Source organism: Streptomyces sp. DvalAA-43, from assembly GCF_900091725.1.
Lineage (GTDB): Bacteria > Actinomycetota > Actinomycetes > Streptomycetales > Streptomycetaceae > Streptomyces > Streptomyces pulveraceus.
Map to the genome: position 1 here is coordinate 267,402 of NZ_FMBW01000071.1, position 23,082 is coordinate 290,483.

General features: G+C 65.8%; 21 protein-coding genes and 2 pseudogenes. 14 read left to right on the forward strand and 9 right to left on the reverse strand.

Annotated features, from left to right (window positions below; genetic code table 11):
• Nucleotides 1-34 precede the first annotated feature (34 nt).
• Nucleotides 35-877, reverse strand: a complete 843-nt coding sequence (locus tag GA0115234_RS29435; protein WP_093547751.1) for an NAD(P)-dependent oxidoreductase — start codon at nt 875-877, stop codon at nt 35-37.
• Between the two features lie 300 nt (nt 878-1,177).
• Here GA0115234_RS29435 and GA0115234_RS29440 point away from each other — a divergent pair, with 300 nt between their 5' ends.
• From GA0115234_RS29440 to GA0115234_RS29475, 7 genes are all read left to right on the forward strand, one after another.
• Complete coding sequence (locus GA0115234_RS29440; RefSeq protein WP_093548306.1) at nt 1,178-2,407, forward strand: helix-turn-helix domain-containing protein; 1,230 nt, start codon at nt 1,178-1,180, stop codon at nt 2,405-2,407.
• A gap of 55 nt (nt 2,408-2,462) precedes the next feature.
• On the forward strand, nt 2,463-2,909 hold the full coding sequence (locus tag GA0115234_RS43855; RefSeq protein WP_256088845.1) for a hypothetical protein: 447 nt from the start codon (nt 2,463-2,465) through the stop codon (nt 2,907-2,909).
• A 390-nt stretch (nt 2,910-3,299) separates the two neighbouring features.
• Nucleotides 3,300-4,532, forward strand: coding sequence for a hypothetical protein (locus GA0115234_RS29455; protein WP_093547756.1), 1,233 nt, complete (start codon nt 3,300-3,302; stop codon nt 4,530-4,532).
• 106 nt (nt 4,533-4,638) lie between these two features.
• Nucleotides 4,639-5,961, forward strand: a complete 1,323-nt coding sequence (locus tag GA0115234_RS29460; protein ID WP_093547758.1) for a UDP-glucose dehydrogenase family protein — start codon at nt 4,639-4,641, stop codon at nt 5,959-5,961.
• Nucleotides 5,962-5,988: 27 nt separating this feature from the next.
• Nucleotides 5,989-6,318, forward strand: a complete 330-nt coding sequence (locus GA0115234_RS29465) for a MazG-like family protein (RefSeq protein WP_093547760.1) — start codon at nt 5,989-5,991, stop codon at nt 6,316-6,318.
• 498 nt (nt 6,319-6,816) lie between these two features.
• On the forward strand, nt 6,817-8,361 hold the full coding sequence (locus GA0115234_RS29470; protein ID WP_093547762.1) for an ATP-dependent nuclease: 1,545 nt from the start codon (nt 6,817-6,819) through the stop codon (nt 8,359-8,361).
• 1,124 nt (nt 8,362-9,485) lie between these two features.
• A complete protein-coding gene (locus GA0115234_RS29475; protein WP_093547764.1) occupies nt 9,486-9,986 on the forward strand; it encodes a hypothetical protein in 501 nt (166 codons plus the stop codon).
• Between the two features lie 198 nt (nt 9,987-10,184).
• On the opposite strand, the gene GA0115234_RS41945 is transcribed toward GA0115234_RS29475, so the two are convergent.
• A complete protein-coding gene (locus tag GA0115234_RS41945) occupies nt 10,185-10,454 on the reverse strand; it encodes a hypothetical protein (RefSeq protein WP_141718501.1) in 270 nt (89 codons plus the stop codon).
• Between the two features lie 300 nt (nt 10,455-10,754).
• Between GA0115234_RS41945 and GA0115234_RS29480 the strand changes: the two genes are divergently transcribed.
• The 7 genes and pseudogenes from GA0115234_RS29480 (at nt 10,755) to GA0115234_RS29500 (ending at nt 17,956) form a co-directional block, all read left to right on the forward strand.
• Complete coding sequence (locus tag GA0115234_RS29480; protein ID WP_141718502.1) at nt 10,755-11,396, forward strand: GIY-YIG nuclease family protein; 642 nt, start codon at nt 10,755-10,757, stop codon at nt 11,394-11,396.
• 245 nt (nt 11,397-11,641) lie between these two features.
• A pseudogene (locus GA0115234_RS43860) lies at nt 11,642-11,725 on the forward strand (DNA-binding protein); the annotation flags it as partial.
• 1,043 nt (nt 11,726-12,768) lie between these two features.
• Nucleotides 12,769-13,152 carry a DUF6507 family protein gene (locus GA0115234_RS29485; RefSeq protein ID WP_093548308.1) on the forward strand — a complete coding sequence of 128 codons (384 nt, stop codon included), beginning with the start codon at nt 12,769-12,771 and terminating at the stop codon, nt 13,150-13,152.
• Nucleotides 13,149-15,467, forward strand: a complete 2,319-nt coding sequence (locus GA0115234_RS29490; protein ID WP_256088847.1) for a hypothetical protein — start codon at nt 13,149-13,151, stop codon at nt 15,465-15,467. Before GA0115234_RS29485 ends, GA0115234_RS29490 begins: the two co-directional genes overlap by 4 nt.
• Complete coding sequence (locus tag GA0115234_RS29495) at nt 15,448-16,095, forward strand: pentapeptide repeat-containing protein (protein ID WP_256088848.1); 648 nt, start codon at nt 15,448-15,450, stop codon at nt 16,093-16,095. Before GA0115234_RS29490 ends, GA0115234_RS29495 begins: the two co-directional genes overlap by 20 nt.
• A 276-nt stretch (nt 16,096-16,371) precedes the next feature.
• A complete protein-coding gene (locus tag GA0115234_RS42575) occupies nt 16,372-16,512 on the forward strand; it encodes a hypothetical protein (RefSeq protein WP_161275694.1) in 141 nt (46 codons plus the stop codon).
• A gap of 16 nt (nt 16,513-16,528) precedes the next feature.
• Complete coding sequence (locus GA0115234_RS29500; RefSeq protein WP_093547769.1) at nt 16,529-17,956, forward strand: DUF6177 family protein; 1,428 nt, start codon at nt 16,529-16,531, stop codon at nt 17,954-17,956.
• A 330-nt stretch (nt 17,957-18,286) separates the two neighbouring features.
• Here the strand turns inward: GA0115234_RS29500 and GA0115234_RS29505 are convergent.
• From GA0115234_RS29505 to GA0115234_RS29535, 7 genes and pseudogenes are all read right to left on the reverse strand, one after another.
• Nucleotides 18,287-18,451, reverse strand: a pseudogene (locus GA0115234_RS29505) (site-specific integrase); the annotation flags it as partial.
• Nucleotides 18,452-18,695: 244 nt separating this feature from the next.
• Nucleotides 18,696-19,388: a contact-dependent growth inhibition system immunity protein gene (locus tag GA0115234_RS29510; protein WP_093547771.1), complete on the reverse strand. Its 693-nt coding sequence runs from the start codon at nt 19,386-19,388 to the stop codon at nt 18,696-18,698.
• 12 nt (nt 19,389-19,400) lie between these two features.
• Nucleotides 19,401-19,706, reverse strand: a complete 306-nt coding sequence (locus tag GA0115234_RS29515; protein ID WP_093547773.1) for an RNase A-like domain-containing protein — start codon at nt 19,704-19,706, stop codon at nt 19,401-19,403.
• 11 nt (nt 19,707-19,717) lie between these two features.
• Nucleotides 19,718-20,326, reverse strand: a complete 609-nt coding sequence (locus tag GA0115234_RS29520; RefSeq protein ID WP_093547775.1) for a hypothetical protein — start codon at nt 20,324-20,326, stop codon at nt 19,718-19,720.
• Nucleotides 20,327-20,337: 11 nt separating this feature from the next.
• Nucleotides 20,338-22,086, reverse strand: a complete 1,749-nt coding sequence (locus GA0115234_RS29525) for an RNase A-like domain-containing protein (protein ID WP_141718503.1) — start codon at nt 22,084-22,086, stop codon at nt 20,338-20,340.
• Nucleotides 22,086-22,388, reverse strand: a complete 303-nt coding sequence (locus GA0115234_RS29530; RefSeq protein ID WP_093548310.1) for a WXG100 family type VII secretion target — start codon at nt 22,386-22,388, stop codon at nt 22,086-22,088. The genes GA0115234_RS29525 and GA0115234_RS29530 overlap by 1 nt, the downstream gene beginning before the upstream one ends.
• Before the next feature lie 52 nt (nt 22,389-22,440).
• The gene (locus GA0115234_RS29535) at nt 22,441-22,845 is read right to left on the reverse strand and encodes a WXG100 family type VII secretion target (RefSeq protein ID WP_093547779.1); all 405 of its coding nucleotides are present in this window, start codon (nt 22,843-22,845) and stop codon (nt 22,441-22,443) included.
• Nucleotides 22,846-23,082 lie beyond the last annotated feature (237 nt).

Sequence of the window (23,082 nt, forward strand, 5' to 3'; positions counted from 1 at the left end):
CAGCCCTGGGCAGGCGCTCTCAGCGGGAGCAGGGTCAAGCGGTTCTTCCCGACCGGAGCTGAGAGAGGACCTGCGCGACCGGCAAGTCGTACTGGTCCTTGTCCTGTTCCCAGAACAAAAGGGCCCGAGCCGTGGCCTCGGCCATGTCGGCGGGCAGGTCGGCCGCCCGGAGGGTATCGGCGACCTCTTCCATCTCGGGCGCCCAGCGCCAGGCCCTGGCAGCCACGCTCGGCAGGAATCCCGGATCGGAGAGGATCGCCGATACCATGATCTCGGCTTCAGCCGTGAGCTGGTCGCCGACTCCATGGGCGTGTGCGAGCGCGTGGGAGACGCCTGCGAGAGTACGAGCGGCCTTCTGGTAACTGGCGAAGGCCATCTTCAGGGCGGAAGCGGAACCGATGGCCTCGCCTGCCCGGCGCACATCCAGCGAAGAGTTCGCGAACAGCGGCTCCACCAGGTCGACGGCGGGGCCAGCCCCTGCGAGATAGAGCCGTGCCGTACGCCCTTCACCTGGCGGCGGACCGAAGACGGCGCCGTCGACGACCTCGGAGCCGGGACGGATCTTCTCTGCGATGCGCTGCACGCGCTGGGGACTGATGGCATTGACATCGACGTACACCCCAGCGAAGGCATGCTCAACCACGGCCGCTGCCACGTCCTCCGCCGCCTGCGGTGGGCAGACCGAGAGAACGACCGCGCTACGGGACAGCGCGTCCGCGAGCGAGTCGCAAGCTGTGGCGCGAACCTCTCTCGCGCGGCGCCACGTGTTCTCACTGCGTTCCTTGGACACCCACAGCACCTCGTGGCCGCCGGCGACAAGCTCGGCGGTGACCGCCGCCCCCATGGATCCCGGGTGCAAGACGGTCACGACGGTCACTGGCTGCCTCCGGCGAAATGCGACGTGGGTTGTTTTCCTCATCAACATGATCCGCTGCCGTAGAGCAGCAACGACGGAGGACTCAACACCTGGCTCGGACGAGCCGGTCGCCAATAAGGCAAAAGCTCCTCCTGCCTCGTGTCGGCCCTTCATGGCGAAGCAGGGAACACAGCTGTGGCACCCCTGTCCGGGCAGCTCGTCTCACGCGGAAGCGGCGTCATGGGTACCGTGCTGGAGACGAAGTCTGTACGGACAGACCGGCGATCGCGCCGGATCGTCCGGCGGCCGGGAGGTGTCCTGATGCTGGAGGAAGCCGAGGAGATCGGCAAGCGGGTCCGCAGGGCGAGGCTGCGGTTGGGTATGCCGCAGGCCGACCTGGCGACGGCCCTGGGGAAGTCGCAGGGCTGGGTGTCGAAGATGGAGCGTGGCCTGATCGAGCTGGACCGGGTCGGGCTGCTCAACCAGGTGGCCGCGGAGCTGCACGTCCATCCGAACGACCTGATCGGGCGCCCGTACAGCAGCTCCCCCGAGGACAACCAGTGGCAGGTTGCCGCCTCGTCGATCCTGCGCGAGCTGCGCCGCTACGACCTCGTCCCCGTCTTCGACGGGGCTCCGCGGCCCGCATCACAGCTGTGGCGTGAGGTAACCCGGCTGCACCGTTTACGGGACACCGCTTCCAACGTGGCGATTCTCCGGGTTCTCCCGGACCTGTTCCGCGAGGCGCGCGCCCTGGCTGAGGAGTCGGAGGGGCACGAGCGGGAGGAGGCGTATGCCATCTACGCCGTGTGCTGCAAGTTCGCGCACACCGCCGCCCACTCCCTCGGGCACCCCGAACTGGTCGCCATGGCCTGCGAGCGGGCCGCATGGTCAGCCAGGTTGTCGGGAGATCCGGTGCTGCCTGCCGTCGCCGACTGGATGAGGGTCTGGGACATGTGGGCGACGGCTGACTGGGCCGACGCTCTGACGCTCTCGGACAAGGCGATCACCTCGGTGGAGCAGGAGTACGACCGTGGCGAGCCGCTGGCCGTGCGGGCCTGGGGCACGCTGCAACTGCGGGCTGCGGTCTCTGCCGCCCGGGCCGGCCGCGCCTCGGAGGCCGAGGACCGGATCGGATACGCGAAGGCTGCTGCCGAGCGCATGGACGCGTATGTCGGGGCACCGGTGTACGACCGGCATTCGCTGACGTTCTCCGCCGGGAACGTGCAGATCCACGCGATCAGCGTGGCCCTGGAAATGGGCAAGCAGGGGAAGGCACTGGAGATAAACCGCCGTACCAGCCCGGGACTGGTGGGTTCGCTGCCCAACTCCCGTCAGGGACACCACCACATGGATGTCGCGCGCGCCTGGCTGTGGGACGGGAACCGGGGAAAGGCCCTGGCCGAATTGGAGACGGCTGAGCGGATCGCGCCCCAACTCGTACGGAACCACCCCATCGCCCGTTCGACGCTTCGCAGCATCGTCTACGCGGAACGAGCAGCCACGCGGGAGAAGCTGCGGCGCATGTCCGACCGCTTCCACCTGGACGGATAGGGGTCGTATTCCTCCGGCTCATATTCGAGGGTTGTCCTGTCCCTAACTTCAGGGCATGACGCCACGACGTTCTCCCCACCTTCCCTCCCAGGGAGCCGGGTTAGGTACGGCAGCTCCCTTCGTTCCCCGGCTCGGCGACCTCGCCACCGACAGCGCCCGCGAGGACCGTGTGGGAGTCGTGGTCGCCCTCCCTGGTGAGGGCTCCGCCACGACCTACCACCTGTGCCCTCCCGGGGGCGGAACCCAGTGGTCCGCGCCCGCCGACGGGACGACGCTCAGGCCCGTGCCGGTGAAGGCCACGCACGCCACGCTGCTGGCCGGCCGGGACGCGGTCTACGACCCGAGGGCCCAGCAAGGGTCGGTTCCCGTCGAGTTCCACTTCGATGACGGCTCGACCCTAGACGGCGCGCTCATCCTCACCTCTGCTGAGCTGGAGCGGTTGTACGCGCAGACCAGCCGCCTCCTCGTCGCCCACGAACACCCCCTCGGCGGCACCTCGTGACCGGGGCTCGGCGCCGCCATGCCCGAAACGCCGCGTCCAGAACCGCACGGTCCGACCACGGAGGCCGAATCGCGTTCACGTTCCTGGCCGTCGTCGGCCTGGTCGGCCCGGCCTGGGCACTGCGTGAGCACGCCGGCCCGCTCCTTGAAGGAGCTGGCCATCGGCCCACTGCCGTCGCACCGGCGGCGAGCCTGCCCTCCGACCGCTGAGGCCGCTCCCGGCACCGCCGCCGTCTGCCCGCGCTCGACCGCCGGAGCCTCCCACGCTGTCTCTCGTCGAGCGGCGCTGAAGAACCGCCCCGCTCAGCGCGGCTTCGGGTGCCCGGAGCGGGACGACCGGCACCTCGTCAGCCATCTGGAACATCCACGCGTGATTCCCCAGGGAGGGATCATGGACATCCCGTACATCGTCATCGACCAGCTCGTCCCCGACCAGCAGCAGGTCTGGAAGACGTACTTCGGCGACGCCGACCGCCCCCGCTACATCGAGGAAGGCATCTGGCGCCGCACCCAGGAGAAGGCCACTGCCGGCCAGTCCGGCTGGGCGGCCTCCGACGACGCACGGCGGCGGATCATCCACTACCGCTACCGGTACGGCCTGGTGCCCACGACGGCTGCGCCAGCTATTGGCTTGACCGACCTGTACCTCTATCACTCCGTATCCGCCCCGGCCGAGGAGATCGACGCGCATCACGACGCCCTGTGCGATTCGCTCGTCGCTGGCGGCTGGAAGGAGGCTCCCGGTGGATTCTTATGGACCCGGCGGGATCTGAAGTGCCGGATCACCGAGCACGACGTCCACCCTCAGGACGCCTCTGCGGGCCGCACCCTCCCAGCCGGCTACCGGAGCCTGGACGTGCAGATCGCCTCTGTGGCCTACGCGCCGCCGCCCGCTGTCCGGCAACTGCCGTGGAACGTGCTCTCCACCGGAATCCGGTTCAAGGACCGCCCCGGCACGCCGACCCGCGTGCCGGATCTGTCCGTCCTCGTGGACTTGCGGCCGTTCCAGGTGGAGATCGGATGCGGTACGTCGGTCGAGGCGGGTATCCCGCCCCTGCACCGGCTCCACGAGATCTACCGGGTCACCGACCGCCAGGGCCACGAGCCGCGTGAGCATCGCTTCACTCTCTCCCCGACCGCGGACACGCTCCTCCATGAGGTGCTGACAGAGCCGGAGGAGAAGACCGCGGAATTCGTGGAGATGTTCCGTGCCTGCTTTCTGGCCGAGCCGACTCCGGCCATGTGGGCGCTGAAGGAACTGAAGGACGCCGGGCACCTCGTCGGCCCGGTCATCACCAACAACTTCGACGTGCTCGCCGCGCGCGCCGGCCTCGACGAGTGCTTCATGCGCCGCTACGACCAAGCCGTACCCGACGTCGAGTGGGTCGACGGCGCCAAGGCCCTCCTCGTCGTCGGCCTTCACGCCGACCGACGCAAGGTCCAGGCCCGCGCCCGCGCACGCGGCATGCAGATCGTCTACCTGGACCCGGAGGGCTTCTGGCACGACGGCCAGTTCATGCCGTACCCGCTGGAAGGGCCCCAGGACGGTGACCTGGTGTGCCGGGCAACCGCCGCTGAGGCGCTGCCCGCACTCGTCAATCTCCTGAAGCAGCACGCTGGTTGATTCACCTGCACGAAGAGGGCCGCGCCGGGTGGTGGCGCTAGCGTGACGCACCCGGCCGGCCCGGACTCCTCGGGCGGTCGAAAGGCAAGGAAAGGAGCGTCGACCCATGCGCGTATCCGTCATCGGCTGCGGTCACCTGGGCATCCCCCACGCCGCTGCCATGGCCGAGATCGGCCACGAGGTCATCGGCGTGGACCTGGACCAGGCGAAGATCGACCGCCTCAACGCCGGCGAGTGCCCCATCTACGAGGACGGCCTGCCCGAACTCCTCACCACCCACACCGCCACTGGACGCCTGCGGTTCACCACCAGCCTCGAAGAGGCGGCCGAGTTCGCGGACGTCCACTTCCTCGCCGTGGGCACGCCGATCGACGCGGACGGACGGAGCTACGACACCGGCCAGGTCTTCGGCGCCGCCCGCGCCCTCGCCCCGCACCTAACCCGCCCGGCAGTGGTCATCGGCAAGTCCACGGTCACCGTCGGCACCTCACGCGACCTCGGCGCACTCCTCGCGCGTCTCTCCCCGGCGGGTGAAGACGTGGAGGTCGTCTGGAACCCGGAGTTCCTCCGCGAGGGCCACGCCATCGACGACACCCTGCGACCCGACCGGATCGTCGTCGGCGTCCCCTCGGCCCGCGCAGAGGACGCCGTACGCCAGGTCTACGCACCTCTCCTGGCGAACGGGATCCCGCTGTTCGTCACTGACCCCGCCACCGCCGAACTCATCAAGGGTGCCGCCAACGCCTACCTCGGCATGAAGATCTCCTTCATCAACGGCGTCGCCGACATGTGTACCGCTGCCGGAGCCGACGTCCAGCAGCTCACCGAGGCCATCGGCCTGGACCCCCGCATCGGCCGCGGTGGCCTCAACGCCGGCCCCGGCTACGGCGGCGGCTGCCTCCCGAAGGACATCCGCGCCTTCACAGCCTCAGCCAGCGCCCTCGGAGCCACCGAGGCAGCAACCTTCCTGCGGGCGGCAGAGCAGGTCAACGAATCCCGCCCCACCGCTGCGCTGAAGCTCATCGAGCAGACCCTCGGCCACCCCGTCGACGGCGTACGCGTCACCGTCTGGGGAGCTTCCTTCAAGGCTGGCACCGACGATGTCCGCGAATCCCCGGCCCTGGCGATCGCCGCCCTCATGCACCAGCGCGGTGCGACCATCACCGTCCACGACCCGCACGCCGTGCCCACGGCACTGCGCCGGCACCCGGAGCTCGACTACGCCGAAGCCCTCGACAACTCCGTCCAGGGCGCCCAACTAATCGTCCTGGCCACCGAGTGGCCCCACTTCCGAGAGGCCGACCCCAAGGCCCTCGCCCCACTGGTCGCGAACCCGGTCCTCGTCGACCTCCGCAACCTCATCGACGCCGACGCCTGGCGCATGGCCGGATGGACCGTACGCCAGCTCGGACGACCCGCACAGGAATAACCGAACCCATCAAATCGGAGGTCCGCCGTGGACACCCTGTGGGACAACATCGAGAAGCTCTCCGCCGTCTGCCGAGCGGCCGGCGCCCACCTGCCCGACGAGGAGCTCAAAGCCCTCCAGGTCGGCAAGGTCGCGGAGGAAGCCGGCGAGGCGATGCACGCCCTCCACGGCCTGAAGGGCCTCACCACCTGCGGCGACGACCACACCTGGTCCGAGGTCCAGAACGACCTGGTCGGCGCCGTCATCGCTGCCCTCCTGGCGATGCACTACATCGACCCCAAGGGCGCCCGCGCCACCTTTGACGAGATCCTCCACCGGCGCACCCGCAGGGGCCGCGAAGTCAGTCCTGCGACCTGAAAGCCTTTGTCCTCCGTCGGCCGCGCCCACAAGGTGCGGTCGATGGCCAAGTCCGACACACAAGCTGCGGCAGGCACCTGCTCCCAGCGCGATAGAACATTCTCCACCTCATCAAGGCGGCTCACGCCGCGCTCCCCGACTCACCGCCGGGGTCCGACGCTGCTGCCTTCGGCTACACCGGTCGCGCGACTGGAGCGAGCATCATGCTGGGGCGGAAATCCGCTGTGGCTGGGGCGGTGGGCTCAAAGGCTTGAGCCACCACCCCGGCTCGGGGCCCGTGCGGAGCAAGACCAGGGGGCCACTCCTTCAAATTCCGGGCAGGATCACAGTCTGCCCCGAATGCCGATCAGCGTACGGCCACCTGATCATGCTCGACCCCAAACCTGGCAGGGCACCTGCCAAGCCCGCGCCGCCGGCCTTCGCAATCCCCCAGCGCGCGAGGGGGCAGCACCGTAAGCTATAGAGGCTTGGCAGGCAGACAATAAGGGGAGATTACAAATGAAGAGCGAAATTCGAAATAGCGACATCACCGGGCTCTTCACGCGGGTAAATAAGCGAGCCTACGACAAATATCTCCGCCGGGTGCGCCTTGTCAAGCTGCGCGGATTTGAGAATCGTGAAGTTAATTTCGATTTCCCAGTCACGGCACTAGTCGGGCCGAACGGCTCTGGAAAGACTACCATTCTAGGCGCGGCCGCACTGATTCATCAGGGCGTTGTCCCCCGGCGATTTTTTGCGAAGAGCGGGAAATATGACGAGAGCATGAAGAACTGGAGAGTTGAATACGAAATTCTAGACAAGCGCGAAATGAGCAGCACTACAATCAGTCGGACTGCAAGCTATCTCGCGGCGAAGTGGAACCGAGACGCTGTCGAACGAGATGTACTTGTCTTTGGAGTTAGCCGCACACTACCCGCAAGCGAACGTAAGGAGTTGTCGAGGTTCATCGGGTCGGGATTTACCGGGTTTTCTGAAGATCAACTCACAAGGCCGGTAATCGATGCAGTAGAGGCTATTCTCGGAAAGGATGCCGCAGCTTATTTGCGCGTAAACTCTGGCGAGGGGGACCTTTCGATCTTTGCCTCCCAGGCCACCGAGGAGTCTGCGGGGTATTCAGAGTTTCATTTCGGCGCTGGCGAGGCCAGCGTGATTAGGATCGTCTCACAGATCGAGTCAGCTCAAGACCACGCCTTGATCTTGGTCGAGGAGATCGAGAACGGCCTCCATCCCGTAGCAACTAGACGCTTGGTTGAATATTTCATTGGTGTAGCGAAACGAAAAGCTATCCAGGTAATTTTCACGACGCATTCTAACGATGCACTGGCCCCCCTTCCCAACGAGGCGGTCTGGGTAGCATACAGAGGAGAAATCAAGCAGGGCAAGTTGGATGTGGCCTCCTTGCGTGCTCTGACTGGGCAAATCAATGCGCGAATCTCAATCTTCACCGAGGATCGATTCGACGAAATCGTTGCCGACGTCACCTTGCGTTCCTACTGCCAGAAGCACGGGCTAGACCGCTCCGGAATCGAGATTCACAAACTGGGCGGTGCTGCTCCGGCTAGGGACCACACGCGTTTCCACAACTCCAGCCCTGCTCGCAGATTCTTCGCCATTGCTCTCCTTGATGGAGATAAGCGAACCGAGAGTGGGTTCGAACCTAGGGACGTGACCATTTCCAATTCCGAGGAGGAAGCCAAGACTTTTCCCGACATTGCTTTCATTCCAGGAGATGGCGATCCCGAAGACTTCATTATTGACAGGATTTTGGCAGGGATCAAACAAGTTCCTACTCTGCTAGGGAAACTGACGATCTCACTGCACCTGGACAGCTTCATGCAAGAGAATGTTCGCCGGTCCGTAATACAGAGGTCATACACAACCGGTGATCGGCATAACATCTTCCGACAGATCGGCGAAGATCTTGACTTCTTGAGCGAGGAATTGGTGCAGCGCGCATTCATCACCACGTGGGCTTACGCGTTTCCCGAAGACGTCGATGAGATGTGGAACCAAGTACGCCCGGTACTAGCTCAGCCGGCCTGAGAGTGTCCGGCTACATCGCATAGCACCTGCGACACTAGCGCCAGGTAGGCACCAGAACGCGCGGCTAGCTGCGGTCAACACGGGGCAGCCGATAGGCGCTGCGACCGCACTCAGATGTCGTATCGCCTACTCAGGGGGCTGCCGCCGCATGCTGATCTGACTCGCCGTTTCGACCCATAGAGCCGCCCGTCGTTCGGCGGCGGGAACGTGTCGACTCATGAGGGGACGCGCGCGGCCTCCAGAGCGAGTGAGTCCGGTGTCGCTGAAGGCAACGGCCGCATGCCCCGACGCCGGGGCCTTCCGAACATCACGCGGACACGCCCGTTATACGGGGGACACGCACCAAACGTCACCCTCAAGCGCATGGTCCGAAGCTGCGATTCGCGAAGATTCCGGCCATGACGTCCATGACCGAGACCTTCCACCGGGCCCTACGGAACGTGCTGGCAGGGCGGGACACAGTCAGCATCCGCCGCACTCTTGTCGAGGAGCTGAAACGTGACCCGTCCCAGACGGAAGCCTCTGCGGCCCACAAGGCGGCCCGCAAGATCGCCGAGGACGGGGACGCGGTCCTCATCTCACTTCTTCCCGACCGGACCGGCGCAGACGCCTACGTGCCTCAGGCTCGTGGGGCCGCGAGGCGGGCTACGAACTACCTGACCGTCAACGAAAAGATCATCAAGGACCTGCCCTGCCGCATCGAAATCGCCACGGAGAAGGTGGGACGCGCTCATCGACGAAGGCATGCGGCTCACCCAGCAGAGCACCGCAGACGACCCGATGCTCTCGGCACTCCTGCCCGCCTGAAATGCCGAACCACGCGCCGTAAAGCGAGCACGCTTGGCGGCAGAGGCGGCAGCCAAATAGCTCATTGTCCAGGAAATCCCCGCCGGCGCACGAGCCCTCGGAGGCTGGGGAGGCATTCCGCCTTCCCAGCCCCGGGACGCCACGCCTCTTGAGCTCGCCTCGGCTGGACCTTCGATTCGTAGCGGGCCGCCGGGGACCATGCGTCGATGCATCCGGCGACCTTCTGCTGGCGGGCGTCATCGGAGTGTTGGTAGATCATCACGGCCTTCTCCGAGGACTGGCCGGCGCGGACCGCCGTGCTTGAGGGTGGAGCGGGTGTGGCCCGTGTGCCGGAGGGCCGGGCCTTCGCCTACTTCCGGCCGAAGGCGGTCCGCCGGAACGGCGCCCACCTTCTCCCCCGGAACGGTCAGCGCTGGCTCTCCGTGGCCTCGCCCGTGCAGTGCGTCGACCTCGGCTGCCGGTCCATCCACTGGGCCCACGAATCCGGCATGATCCTCTCCCGCCTCGGCGACCTCGACGCCGCCGAGGAACACCTCCACCTCGCCCTCGCCTGCCGCCGCACCTGCGCCATCGGCCCCGCCGACGTCCGCCTCTGCCATGGCGCCATCGACGGCACCATGGCCTTCTGGAGCGACTTCCTCGACTACGCCGACGGCATCCGCTCCGTGAAGGTCCAGGCCGTGCTCCACGGATATGCGCGTCGGCCTGAGCCGGTACAACGGCGTCCCGGAGGCCCAAAAGCTACGGGAGCGGGAAGCCCGGTTCGTTCCCTGACTCACCAGAGCGTCATTCACACTTACGCCGGTCATTCTCGGTAAGAAAGCTGAGAGAGAAGCCAGGCTGCGATCGCGCGAGCCGCCCCAGAGCATGCACCGCCGACCGCCGCGAGCGCGAATCTGCGCGTAGTCTTTCCCGACGCACTGCGTTGTGGTGCGGCTGGCGCCTCGTTGGGTGATGCCATGGCTCCTCCTCGCTACATCAGCGCGTTGTTGCGCCTCCTGATCCAGTCTTGGCAGTCACGCCGTCAGGAAGGCACGTCTTGCCAGAGCCTGACGAGCTTTGACACGATCCTGGTCGGAAGCCACAACCCAGATGACTGGACGATTTTTGACAGTCTTTGACATGCTCTGACGATGGGTGTCTTCCATCAGCCTCAGCTTCGGCCAGGCCCTCATCGAGATCTGAACGAAGCCCTGCACGACCTGCATCTCCGAGCCGGGTGCCCCAGCAGCCGAGACATCGCAAAGGCGATCAGCGCTGGTGACTTTCCCGTCACTGCCAGTCATGAGCGGGTACGTATGGCGTTCTCGGCGCCACAGCTCCCTGCCTGGCAACTGGTGGAAGCTCTCTGCCAAGTGCTAGCGCCGCTGGCAGGCAGCACTCCTACCAGGGAGCTGGACCTAGTCCGCAGCCTTTGGCAAGACTCTCGCCGGCCCCCACAGGCACGCCCCAGGTCGGCGGTTTCCGCTTCCAGGCCCTCCACTCCACGGCTCGCGCCTGCGCCACGCTCACTTCCCGAAGTACCCGCCTTCGGCGTCGATGTCATACGGGCCATCAGGGAGCAGTTGAGAGGAACTCTCGTCCAAATGGACACCATTCCCCTGGAAACGGCCAAGGTGGCAGAAGTCCCTGACTCTGCAGGCATCTACCAACTATTTCACAATGACAGGGCCGTGTTCGCAGGCCGGGCAGAACGCAGTCTGCGCAGCCGGCTCCTTCAAACCCAACGAAAACTGATTGGCCGCCAGCATATATCCGTCCAGGAGATGGCGTTTCGGGTCGTACCTATGGATGCCCTGCTGGTCGATATAGCCCCTGAGCGCCTGATCATCCAATCCACCGATCACCCTTGGAACCAAATTGGCTTCGGAGTTAAGGATCCCGGACGCCAACGGGATAGGACCGCGCTGGCCTCAAGTCACTTCGACCTTCAATACCCAATCGACCTTGACTGGATCATCCCACAGGAAATCATGGGGGAGTCCCTCCCGCAGCTCCTGCAATCGATTCGCTCTTCATTGCCATACTTGTTCCGATACGGGAAGAATTACCCGGACCAGCCGGTAAAGAATTTGCGCATCGCCAGCCGGACGCCTGCAAGGGAGGTTTTCGCCGCTCTCTCCGAAGGCCCTCTTCGAGGATGGCAGATCACCGCCAAGCCGGGGTATGTCATCGCATACGAGGAGAGATACGACTACCCACAGTCCTTGGACGTCTTCCGGCAGTAGCCCCACCTGACGTCGATCCTTGAGACCCTACAGAGCGAGCAGGGAGACTCCCTTCGCCTCAATCCACTAGACAGCTGCTTGCGGGAGAAAATCAGATATCAGCGGCTGTCGGCAAGACACAAGCAGGTGGGCACAGAGCGGCTTTGCCCCCTCCGAGACAACCACAGAGGCAGGCCCCGACCATGCACGGTCAAAGAAGAAGGCCCGCCTCCCCTGACCTGTCACGAGGCGTGTGCCATAACGTGCCGAAACCCGTCGCCCTCCTGACTTCCGACAGCGACGGCATGACCAAACTCTGCGGAGATCAGGTCTGCATCATCCCTCTCTGACGCATTGGCCCACCCCACGCACACCCCTGGGGGGCTTAGCTGCACCGCCACGCTCGTGCCCCATCCGTGCCCAGCAGAACGGACAACAGCGGTCAGGTACAGCTTCCAGAGACCATGGCAATCCACGCTTCCTCGCGGAAAAGTGCAGGCCAGAGAGCTACCAGCGGCCCAAGAACCGTTGATTCCCAAGCTCAGAGCGCGAGTTCGATTCTCGTCACCCGCTCCATGATGAGGGCCCAGGTCAGCGACCTGGGCCTTTCTTACTGCCTGAGACCTGCCCCATGCGTCGCGTACCACATCCTGCCAGATGCCCGGTAGCCCGCCGCTGCTGACCGAGCCCGCACGAGCCGGCCGCCGGTCCGTGTCCGATGGGTGCCGCCCTCGTCACAGCGGTCCCGTGTTCAGCCCCGGGGCAGCCTCGGCAAACCGTCCGGCAAGCGGGGCGCGAGCACCGACCTCCGGCCCAAGGCCATCTGCCCTTCTCGGACCGCATCGGCCCGCAGGCGCGGAAGCAGCCAATCAGCCGCCGCCGGCCCGAGACCTCGCCAAGATGGCGGAATCAGGACCTGACCAAGGACACGGGCCGACTCACCGACGAGGTCGACTGCCGTATCACCCCTGCCGGGACAGCCCTTAGCTGTCGTGACCGAGCCTCATTCTGTCGCAAACACGTGACAGCGATGGCTAATTCCATGACGAACACGACTGTCCTGGCAAAAAATATGTGGACGTGCCTCTATCCGCTTTGCAAGTGGTAATGCGCTGTTGATAGACATGGCACACCGGTGCAGATCATGGTGATCGACCCGCAGGCTTCGAGAGGTGACCATGTCGAACTCGTGAAGTTCGGTTTGATCAGGCGACGTTGACGGGACTGATGACTCACAGGGGTGGCGACTGAGGTCCGCTTGATCATCGCGCGCTCGACGTTGGAGAAGAACGACGGCACAGCGCACCAGGCGTCGGCCAGGGCCACGGCCGCCGTCGAGGCCATCGGCGGACGCCGGGGCACTGGAAAGAGACGTTTACGGAGCGGGGGGACCGTGTCCAAGTGGGACATCAAGCCGGATGGCGTTCGTGGAGTCCTGAGCAGGACGGCCGAGGTCGGCAGCGAGTTCGAGGAAGAGTTCACGTCGTACGGCGAGGGCTTGTTGGGCGCCGCGACGTGTGCGGGAACGATGGTTCTGGGCGGGACCGAAATCCCCAAGGGGGGTGCGTTCGGTCCCGTGGCACAGGCGTTGCAGGAGTTCCAGGACCATACGAGCGGCGACTTGAAGTTCCTTGCCGTCCGGACGGGGAAGTCCATCACCGGGGCGCGCTTGGCCACTGAGGAGTACATCAAGGGCGACCTGGAGATGGCGAGGAACAAGCAGAGGGAGTATTCGAAGGCTCCGACCCCGGAAGAATTGAAGGGTCTCAAGAAGTGATTGACCTGGAGAAGATTCCGACCTTCACAGGCGATCTGGGGGCCTTGGAGAGGCAGGCGACTTCACTGAAGACGACTGCTTCCAGCATTCGCGGTACGGGCAAGGACACTCACAGCGCTTTCCAAGCCTTGGACGCGGTCTATGACGCTCCCGAGCAGGAGGAGTTGCTCAATTCGACCGTCCCGGTGCGGGACAAGTCGGATGAGTTCGCGAAAAAGCTGGAGTCTGTCAGTGGTGCGTTGACGGAGTTCGCGTCGACTGCCCGTCCGCTGGTGAGCAAGATGAAGCAGCTCCGCGAGGATGCGGAGAGATTCGTCGCGGAGAACAAGGAAGACGACGACTGGCAGAAGGACCAGGACAAGATCGACGAGAACGCGCGTCTTGTCCGTGAGGTCGGTACGACATGGGTGGCGTTCCAGGGCGTTGAACGTGATACGGCAAATAAGATCACTTCATTGGTGGGCGGTACGCGCTTCGTCGTTGATGACGGTTCGCATAAGGCCGGCATGTACGGCTTCAAGGAAAGCGACGTCAAGGACGCCACGGAAACACCCTGGGGAACGGCCGACGAGCGTGAGTACACGGGTCTTCGGGCTGCGTGGGAGTGGACGAAGGACCACGTCGGCGGTGGGCTGAAGGGGTTCTTCGTCGACGGCGTCTGGGGCACGATCAAGGGCCTGGGCAGCATGGTCAACGTGTTCGACTGGGACAATTTCAAGAAGACCTGGTCGGGCATCGGTAGTGTCTTCGGCGGTATCAGCGCCTACCTCATCACGCCGTATGACTGGGCCATGGACAAGATGTTCGGCCCGGTCGACCACAGCGACCGTGAAAAGCAGAAGGCGGCTCTGCGCAACTTCGGCAAGTCGCTGGTCGCGTGGGACGAGTGGGACAAGGATCCCTCGCGGGCGTTCGGGGCCGTGCTTTTCAACGGCGCGACGCTCGGTTCGGGCTCATTGCTCAAGCTCGGCAAGGCCGGAAAGCTGGGTGTGGGCGCGGAGGCCGCGACCGTGCTGGGCAAGGCGGGCGCACTCGTCGATCCGATGAGTTACCTCGGCAAGGCGGCGGGTGTCACCAAGCTGAAGGTCGGCGACTTCATGGAAGGCCTGAAGGCCAGCCAGGCCGGCATCGACGACATGGCCCGCAACGCACCTGCCGGGGCCCCGCCTCATACAGGTGGGGTGGACGCACCCCCCGGCCATGAATACGTCGACCACGCGGGCAACAAGCGCATCATCGGAGCTGATGCGTACATCAGGGACGAACACGGCAACGTCGTTCCCGATACCCAACCCGTCCGGGAGCCGCACAAGGACCACCTGCCCAGCACGCACGAGACCACCCCCGGCGAGGAGAAGGTGCTCGAGGGCGCGGGCGGACCCAGCCGCGCGGAGAACACGGCGGGCCACCCGACCGGCTCGGCGCACCCGGGCGGTGGTTCCCACCTGACGGATGGCGGTGGCACACACCACACACCGTCCACGGGCGGCCACGCCGCGGACCACTCGACGACCGGTCGAGGCTCGGGCAGCGCCGCGGGTTCGTACACGCCTTCCCGCGGCGGTGGTCATGGCGAAACCCCGGGTACGGGCACGCGCGGCCACTCGGAAAGCACTCATGGCGGCGACGGTGCGCACAGTGGCGACGCGGGTGGCGGCCCTGCGTCCGGCTCCGCCGATCATGGATCCGGTGACGGTGCCGATGGCCAGGTGGAGAAGCACACGCCTGGCACGGAGACGCAGGAGCACGGGGGAACAGGAACATCGGATGCCTCAAGTGAGACAGGCACGACGCCCGGCGATCGTGTGAACGAGCCGATTCCGGAGCTGACGGCGGAGCAAAAGGCAGCGCACTGGGGCCATCTAGAGGACGTGGAGAAGCGGGCTCCAGAAGAATTCGATCACCTGAAGCACGACCCGGATCACAAGAATCAGATCGATGACAAATCGATGGATGAGGCCCGGGTCGGCCTCGACCTCCGGGAGAGCGGACGCCTCCCGAAGGACATCCGCCGCCCGGAAGCCGATATGGGCGAGTTCTATTCCGAAACCACCGGCGAGTATTATGACATCAAGGGCGTCCACTCCGACTATCCTCCATTCAATAATGTGCGCGACAAGTCCCAGCCGTTCAGGGGTGCGTACGACCCGGCCAATAATGAGGCATGGGTCAACAAACAACTGGTGAAGCAGATCGAAAAGCGCGGACGTATAGTAATTATTGACATCCGGAATGCAAATCAAGCAGCAATCGACAGCGTCAAAGCAACTGTTGAAAGCCGCGGTTGGGGAGATCGTGTCATCTGGTATCCGTAAGAACTGGAAGCCGAACGTGCTCCCCACTGATCCGGACGCCACACGGCAACTGCAGGAATGGCTTGCCTCGAGTGAGTACAACCTCAACGGGATGGGCCGTGACTTCCGGGGCGCCGACCTCTCGGGCGGAGACTTCTCGAATGCATGGTTCACCGACGCAATCCTGGTAGGCGTACGACTTGCCAGCACATCCTTCTACCGGGCCGACCTTCAGTCGGCCGATCTGACCGGAGCGGATCTGACCGGAGCTGATCTCGTCAGGGCGAACCTGGACGAGGCGGTGCTCCGATCAGCGCGGCTCGACGGAACGGACATGGTCCGGGCTTCGCTGTGCGATGTCGACGCGTCGGGAGCGAGCTTCCGCAGAGCACGGTTCCTCGGTGCTTCGCTGATCGACACCGACATGAGGGGGGCAGACCTGACCGATGCTGTCCTTGACGAGAACTTCTTCGAGATCAAAGTCGACGACACTACAGTGGTGCGTGGCCTGACGGGCACCGTTTTCGGGCCGATCACTGTCTTCAGCGGCGAATCATCCCAAGAGCTGGCCGGCGCAGAACTCGAGGCATGGATCGGTGCGCGAGGCGGACAAGTACGAGTGATTCCTCCGCGCCGCCCATCGCAATAGGGCCTGGTGGCCCATTAGTCGGAATCCACCAGTTCTGCAGCAGGTGACTGGTTTTCGCTGATCTGCCAATTCTTCTGGTCTCGAAGTCGAGCGGCTCTTCAGGCGGTTTGTCAGCGACGAACGCAGAGGATCCAGTAGCCGTCCCATGCACTGCCATCGTGAATTGTGCGACACGGATTTCGGCGGTCAGCCGACGGACGAAATCGACGACGTGATCCACGACGCGCTCGAACGTCCCTGCTGCACCGGCCCTGTGCCCCTGGCCTCGTCGCCTTGATGAACAGCCCCAGTGCGCCCGAGATCGGGCGGTTGTCGGCTTGCCTGGTGCTGACGACCTGGGACCAGGCGGTGGGATACGGAACGGTGATCCGCGCTGCCGCGGACGTCGGCATCAAGACGACAGCCGACCACGCATGATCGGAGAATACTTCGCATGACCAAGGACGTGATCGCGCTCACCGAGCGTGTACCGGACGCGCTGAGCGTGCTGGCGGGCCTGCTCGCGGGCGGCCCGGACCTGCGGGTCGAGGCTGCCGGCGAGGGTGCCGTGGTCCAGCTGTGTGACGCCGAGGGTCGGCCGCTCGTCTCGATCGAGGTGCCGCTGCTGCTCCAGGTGCGGGGTGAGGCGGCTCGGCTACTGGGTCCCGGCGCCGAGCCGTCCGGCGACGGCCCGGCGTGGTGGGTCGAGGCCCGTGCCGCCGCGGGGGTTCCCCAGGCCGAACAGCTCGCGGGTGCCTTCGCAGCACGGCTGACCATGCTTCTGGGCGGCAGGGTTTGGCCGCCGGATGCCCCCGGCACCGTCGGTGCGGCCAGCCCGGTCGATGTCTCCGGTATCACCGCCGTACCGGCCCCCGCCGCTGCCCAGCCGGCCGTCGACATGCTCACCGACAAGGCTGCCGTCGTACTCCAGGACCGACCAGTCGTCCCCATGACCAGCTGGCTCTCCGAGGCACTGCGGGCCACCGTGGACAGCGACCGGTCCCTGCAGATCGTCACCCCACCGCACTGCCGTCTCTCCCTGCCCACCCGCATGCTGCTGCAGTCCACATCCTCGCGTTGGGTGGTCCAGGACGAACGGTGCGGCTACTACGACGGACTGACCGGCGCAGTGCTGCGCTGGCAGAACGACACCTTCTCCCCGGTCCGGGATGAGAACGGTGAGACCCCGGTGGCGGACGCCTTCGCAGAGGTTCGGCCCAGCGGCGAGTGTCAGCTCATCCTTTCCTTCCGCACCCTGCACCCTCCCAGAGCGGACCTCGTTCTCGGCGGCGCGCTGGAAGCCACCTGGCAGGCGCTCACCGGCGCTCCCCCGGCCGGCTGGGGAACATCGGAACCGGCCGGTCTGACCTGGTCGAGGCGGCAGCTGACCGAGCTGGCGTACGAACGTGCCCCGCAGCCCACCTGGACGGTGGTCGTCGGCGCCCCGGACCGTCCCGCCCTCGCCACCCTGCGCGTGATCCGCACACCGGAAGGCGTCGAGGAGGACATCACCCTCACAGTGGGCTACGGGACCGATGAGAAGCCGCCCCTGGAAGCACTGCCGGAACTGGCCGACGACCTGGTGACCCGGCACGGACTGAAGACCATGCTGTGCCAACTCCGCGCGGCACGCCAAGACCTGAGCGCCCCACCCCACTTCGAACACCCACCACTGCCCTACGCCTTCGTACTGGGCCCCGCGGAGGTCCGGGAGGCAGGGCGCGACACCGCGAGCAGAACACCGCTCAAGGAACGCCCGGTGCGACTGGGGCCGAACGCCCGACCCGGCTTCTACTACCCACTCGGCGACGGAGAGACCGCCGAGAGCTGGCACGCGCTTGAACAGCTGATGCGCCATTTGCGAGGTGCACCACCCGCCTGAGCAGTCACGCCCGTACAACTGGCAACTGGGCATCCCGCCCCACCACACCACCCCACCGGGCAAGCTGGCTTCCTTCCCGGGGGCCTTCGCCGACGCCGCACAGGAGGCCGTGCCACAACGTGCCAGAAGGGGCGGTGAACAGCGGTCACCAAAGGACAGCCGACGCTTATCAGGACGGGTCCGCCGACACTCGTTCCCGCAGATCAGACACGATGAGCAAAGCGCGGTACCAGGTGATTCCCAAGCTCAGAGCGCGAGTTCGACTCTCGTCACCCGCTTCATGAAAAGCCCCAGGCCAGCGGCCGGGGCTTCTTTGTTGTCTAGACCACTTCAAGCGTCCCGCACCAGATCCGCACCAGAAGGATTCTCGTCGGCCTTCTCGCGGGCGGCGCGCACGAGGTCATCCAATCCGCTCGCGACCTCCTGCCGTCGTTCGAGATCCGAGTGCTGATGGATCGGCGCGGCCTTCTCCGGCGGCTGCCCGGCGCGGACCATCGCTGCGGCTTCCGTGATGGCCTTGAGCGGCCGGCACGGCTTGGCCGCGGTCGTGGCGGTCCCGGTGGACGAGAGCCGTTCGGTCCGCCAGGTACGAACGCGGGGACACTGCACCAGGAGGTCGGCCGGCTCCTCGTAACAGGTGCAGGATGCCCATTCCCGACAATCTCGTCGAGCACCTCATGGTTCGGCAGGCACGCGCAGAGCTCGGCCTGTCGGTGAGCCGAGACGGACGGGCATGCGGTCAGTCCGCGGCCGCTGGCCCGGGGCCGTAGTCCGCCTTGAATCCGCCCAGGGTGTCCGCGAGGTGGGCCAGCCAGCCGCTCGGGGAGAACGGCTGGGGCGGGTCCACCTCCATGCCGAGCTCCGCCACCGCGAGGGCGTATTCGGGCTCCTCCAGGGCCAGGGCGAGCAGTTCGTGGAGTTCGCCCGTGAGGCGGGCGAGCAGCTGTGGGTGCGTGGTGGTGGTGTAGTCGTGTACGGCCGCATCGTGGTCGGGGAACTCGTCCGGCATGTCCTGGGAGAACCAGCCGCCGAGGAACTGGCCGAGCTCGGGGAAGCGGGCGTGCCACTCCCAGTGGGTGCCAGGGGCGGCCGGGGACGGGACATCGCCCTCCTCGATGGACCGCTTCAAATGGTCCGCGATCACGAACAGCCAGTCCTGGATGGCCGATTGGGGCAGGCCGACGTCCGGCACGGGGTAGAACTCACCGAGGCTCAGGCGCAGCCGGCCCGGTGGGTTGCGGGCGTACTCGCGGATCTGGCGTTCGGCCGTGGCCAGGGCCCAGGGGCGGGTGTGCCAGGTGTGGCGGAGATAGGCCCGGAGGGCTTCGCTCGGCTCGTCCGGCTCGTCGTCGGCCGGCATGCCGGTGTACGCGCTGATCACCTGGTCCAACTCACCGTAACGGCGGTCGAATTCGAGCGGCTTCATGGACACGGCGCTGGACCTCTACAGGTAGATCGGGACGGTGGCGAGCACGACGAAGCCGTGCGGGCTGCTCGGCTCACGCCTGAGGACGACACGTGCCGCGCGCACATCGACGGGCTCGCGCCCAGCGAGCATCATCGCCTGCAGCAGTACACGGCCGACGGGCGCCTCGCGGGAGGGCCAGGCGGCCTCGATGACGAGGCGGGCGCGGGTGCCCTGGGCGAGCCAGCGGTGAATCTTCTGCTCGCTGCCGGTCACCACCTGCTGGGTGGCCCAGTGAGCGGTCTCTCGGCCGGGGTAGGTGGCCGAGCGGGTCCGTACGGTCATGTCTGTCCACTTCAGCTTGCGTCGAACGACCAGATGAGGCCGACTTCCTCGTGGGACACCGCGAGGAGGCCGAAGTCCCAGGCGTACTGAGTCATCGGCCAGCAGCCGGTGACCCGTTCGTAGAAGTCGGGGCGGTCATCACCGTGGCGGGTGTTCGTGAAGAACCGCGAGCCCTCCGGGAAGCGCGACAGGATCACCTGCGCGTGTTCCTCCATGCCCGGCCTGCGCTCGGCGAAACCGTACTGCCGGGACACGTCCATGGCATCCGTAGCCAGCATCACGAGCAGCCGTACGACGGCGGAACGCGGAATCTCGAACAGCCGGCTGCGCCACTGCGCGGCCCCGGTCCCGTCCGTCGGCGGGACCCGGAACGGAAAGGCGGGGTCCTCCTCCAGTTCCTCGTCACCCTGCTCGGGATCCCTGCCGCGCCAGCCGCGGGGATCGGCCACCTCGCGGCGCATGACCGCGGCCACGTCGGGCAGCCAGTCCTCGTGGGCGCGCGGGCCGACCGCGACGAAGGAATACCGGTTGCGGTACATCTCCACCGCCATCGCCCATGTACCGGCGTCGGGACCCGGCTGCGGACCGCTCTGCCGGGCGGGCTCGATCTCGCTGTTCATCCGGGTCCTTCTCACTTGGGCATCGAGCTGAAGACGACGAACGGCGGGTTGAGGTCGGGCTCGTACATGAGGCGCAGCGAGACCCCCCTCGTGTCCCGTACTTCCGTGACCTTTCCGTCGACCAGCATGGTGCCCCGTCCGGTCACCGCGTCGCCCGTCAAGGGCCCTTGCAGAGGAACGGACGTGGTGTCGAACTCCGCCATCGGCCGCGGCGGGTCCTCGCTCAGCCACTTGTTGATCTCGTTCGTGTTGTCGCGCAGAGCGTACTGGGTGAGTCTCTGAGCGGATTCCATGTCGGCGTACGTCGATGCACCCGGGATCTTCGGTGTCCCGTCCGCCTTGCTCTCGTCCCTCATCCGCTGCAGCAATTGCTCGTCGGTCTTCCCCACATGCTTGTCGAGGGTATGGCCGTTCCCCATCCCTTCCGCTGCGGCAAGGTCCACCGAGTACATGTACGGGAACCGGCCTTCCGGCAGCTGCCAGCTGTGCTCCTTCTTGAACTCATTCAGGGAGCGCGCACCGAACCCCTGCGCCCGTGCCCGTTCCGCCTGGAACGTGGGCACGCCCAAGAGTGCCTCGTCGAGCTCGAACTCCAGCATGTACAGCTTGCCCGCGGCATCACTGAACGCCTCGTGATAGGCCTCGACCGCCGCGTCCATGGCCGCCTGGTCCATATGGGACCGGAAGGTCAGGACGACCTCCGCGACTATGAGGCCGGCCGCGATCTTGGTGAGTTCGAAGAGGTCGAGACCCGAGGTGAGGTCCTTCACCGTCTTTTCCGCGGCCTCCTTGGCCAGGCGCATGGTGGTTTCCGTGGTCCTCTGGCCCACGTCGGCCAGTTCGTCGAGCAGCTTCTGAATGGTGTTCGCGCTCTTGTCGAGGACCTCGATGATGGGACGCCTGGTGGCCGGGTCCATCTTCCCGTGGGTCTTCCAGCTCCGTGCGCCCTTCTTGGCCGTCACCTCGGCCCGCTGGTCACGGACCTTCCCCCATGCCGTGGTTCCCCAGATCGTCTGGCAGAAGGACCTCATCGCGGCCTGCCATTCACCGTTGCCCGTGGGGTCGGTGATGTAGGAGATCGCGTCCGTGAACTCGTCGGCCGACTTCTTCACGTCCTTGGAGGCGTCCCGCCACGCCCCGGCGATGTCGCGAAACTGCTCTTCTTCGACGCCCGGCGTGATCTCGTGGATGCGGCCGAGTCTCAGCCCTTCGTCGACCACGGGTTTCATGATGAACATGAGGAAGTCCGGGACCTCTCCGAGGATTCCGGAGATCGCCCACGAGTAGTGATACTCGCCCTCTCCCCGCCACGTCAGATCCTTCGGCGGACCGTACTTGGGCGCCCTGTCGATCACCGCCGGCGGCTGCTTCTCCTCCGGTGGCTCTCCCTTGCCCTTGCTCGCCGCCCAGTCCGCCTGCGCGTAGTTGTTCGCGGTCTGCGTGAAGCCCACCGCCACACCGCCCACCGCCACCACGCTCTTCGCCCAGAGCTCCAGGAACTTTCCGGCGACGATGCCGTACCGGTCGGCGAAGGAGTCCGCGCCCCAGCCAGTTCCCGCGGACTGGCTGTACTTGTCCAGCGTGCCCGTCAACGCCTTCGCCCTCTTGTCATAGGCGAACTGGCCGTCGCGCACGACGAGCGAGGTGAAGTAGAGGTGCTGCGGCTGCACATCGAAGCTGCCCACACCTCGGTTGGGTGGTGCGGTCCTGGCCTGGTCCTGTTCCCGTTGCCGCTGCTTGTCGGAAGGCAGATCAGCCATCAGGCCGCACCCCAGCCCCGCAGCACCGCCCTGTGTGCCGCCGCGTAGTTGATCTCCCCGTTGACCACGATGTCGTGCAGCCACGCCTGGGCCGCCTGGAGGTCCGACGCGGACCGGTCCCACTCGTCCAACTTGTCGACGAACACCTCGCGGGCTTCGCCCTCCCAGGTCAGGACCACCTTCTCGGCGCGCCGGTAGAGCAGGTCCAGCTGCTCGTTGAGGTGCTTGAGAATGTCCTCCAGATCTCCGGAGAGTTCCTGCAGCGTCGCGAAATCGACGGTTATGCGGTCGTCGTCCACCAGGTGTCCCCCGTTCACACGTTGTCTCGGAATTCGCCGGTCGGCGTATGGGACCTCAGAGGTCGGAGAGTGCGCTGCGCGGCGCCGCGTGCACATCGGTGTTCGGCGTCGACAGCGCGTCCGTCTCGCCCTTCACATCCGTCTCGGCCTGGACCTTCCGCAGCTGCTCCATGACGTCCAGGTCCTGCTCCGAGAACCCGTCCCGGCTCAACCGCACGGCCTGTTCGAGAGCCTGGATGACCATGCGGATACGTACGGCGTCCTCGGCCGCGCCACGGTGGAGGTCCCGGTAGGCACGGGCGGCCGGACCCCGCCATCCTGCCTCGATCCGGTCGACGATCGCGTCCATGCGTCTGACCTGCTTGTCCAGGTGGTCCTGCATACCGTCGAGGTCATTGGCCAGGTCCGTCAGCCGGTCGGCCTTCACCCGAAGTCGTGGATGCCCGCCTGCGCCGCTCATCGGATCCCCGATTCCGACATCGTCAACGCCGCTCCCGCACCCGTTACTTGAAGCACCTGCGTCAGCCTAGCAACGCTCCTTCGTCCCCTGCGGCAGCGAAGAGGAGCCGATCGCCCGGGGTGCGTACCACGTCGACGATCGGCTCCTTGAGGTCGCCGCCCCACCCTCGATGCCACCGCCCCACCCTCGATGCGACCGCCCTGCCCACGGGCTCCGCCCGGCCTGAAACCCGCTGCG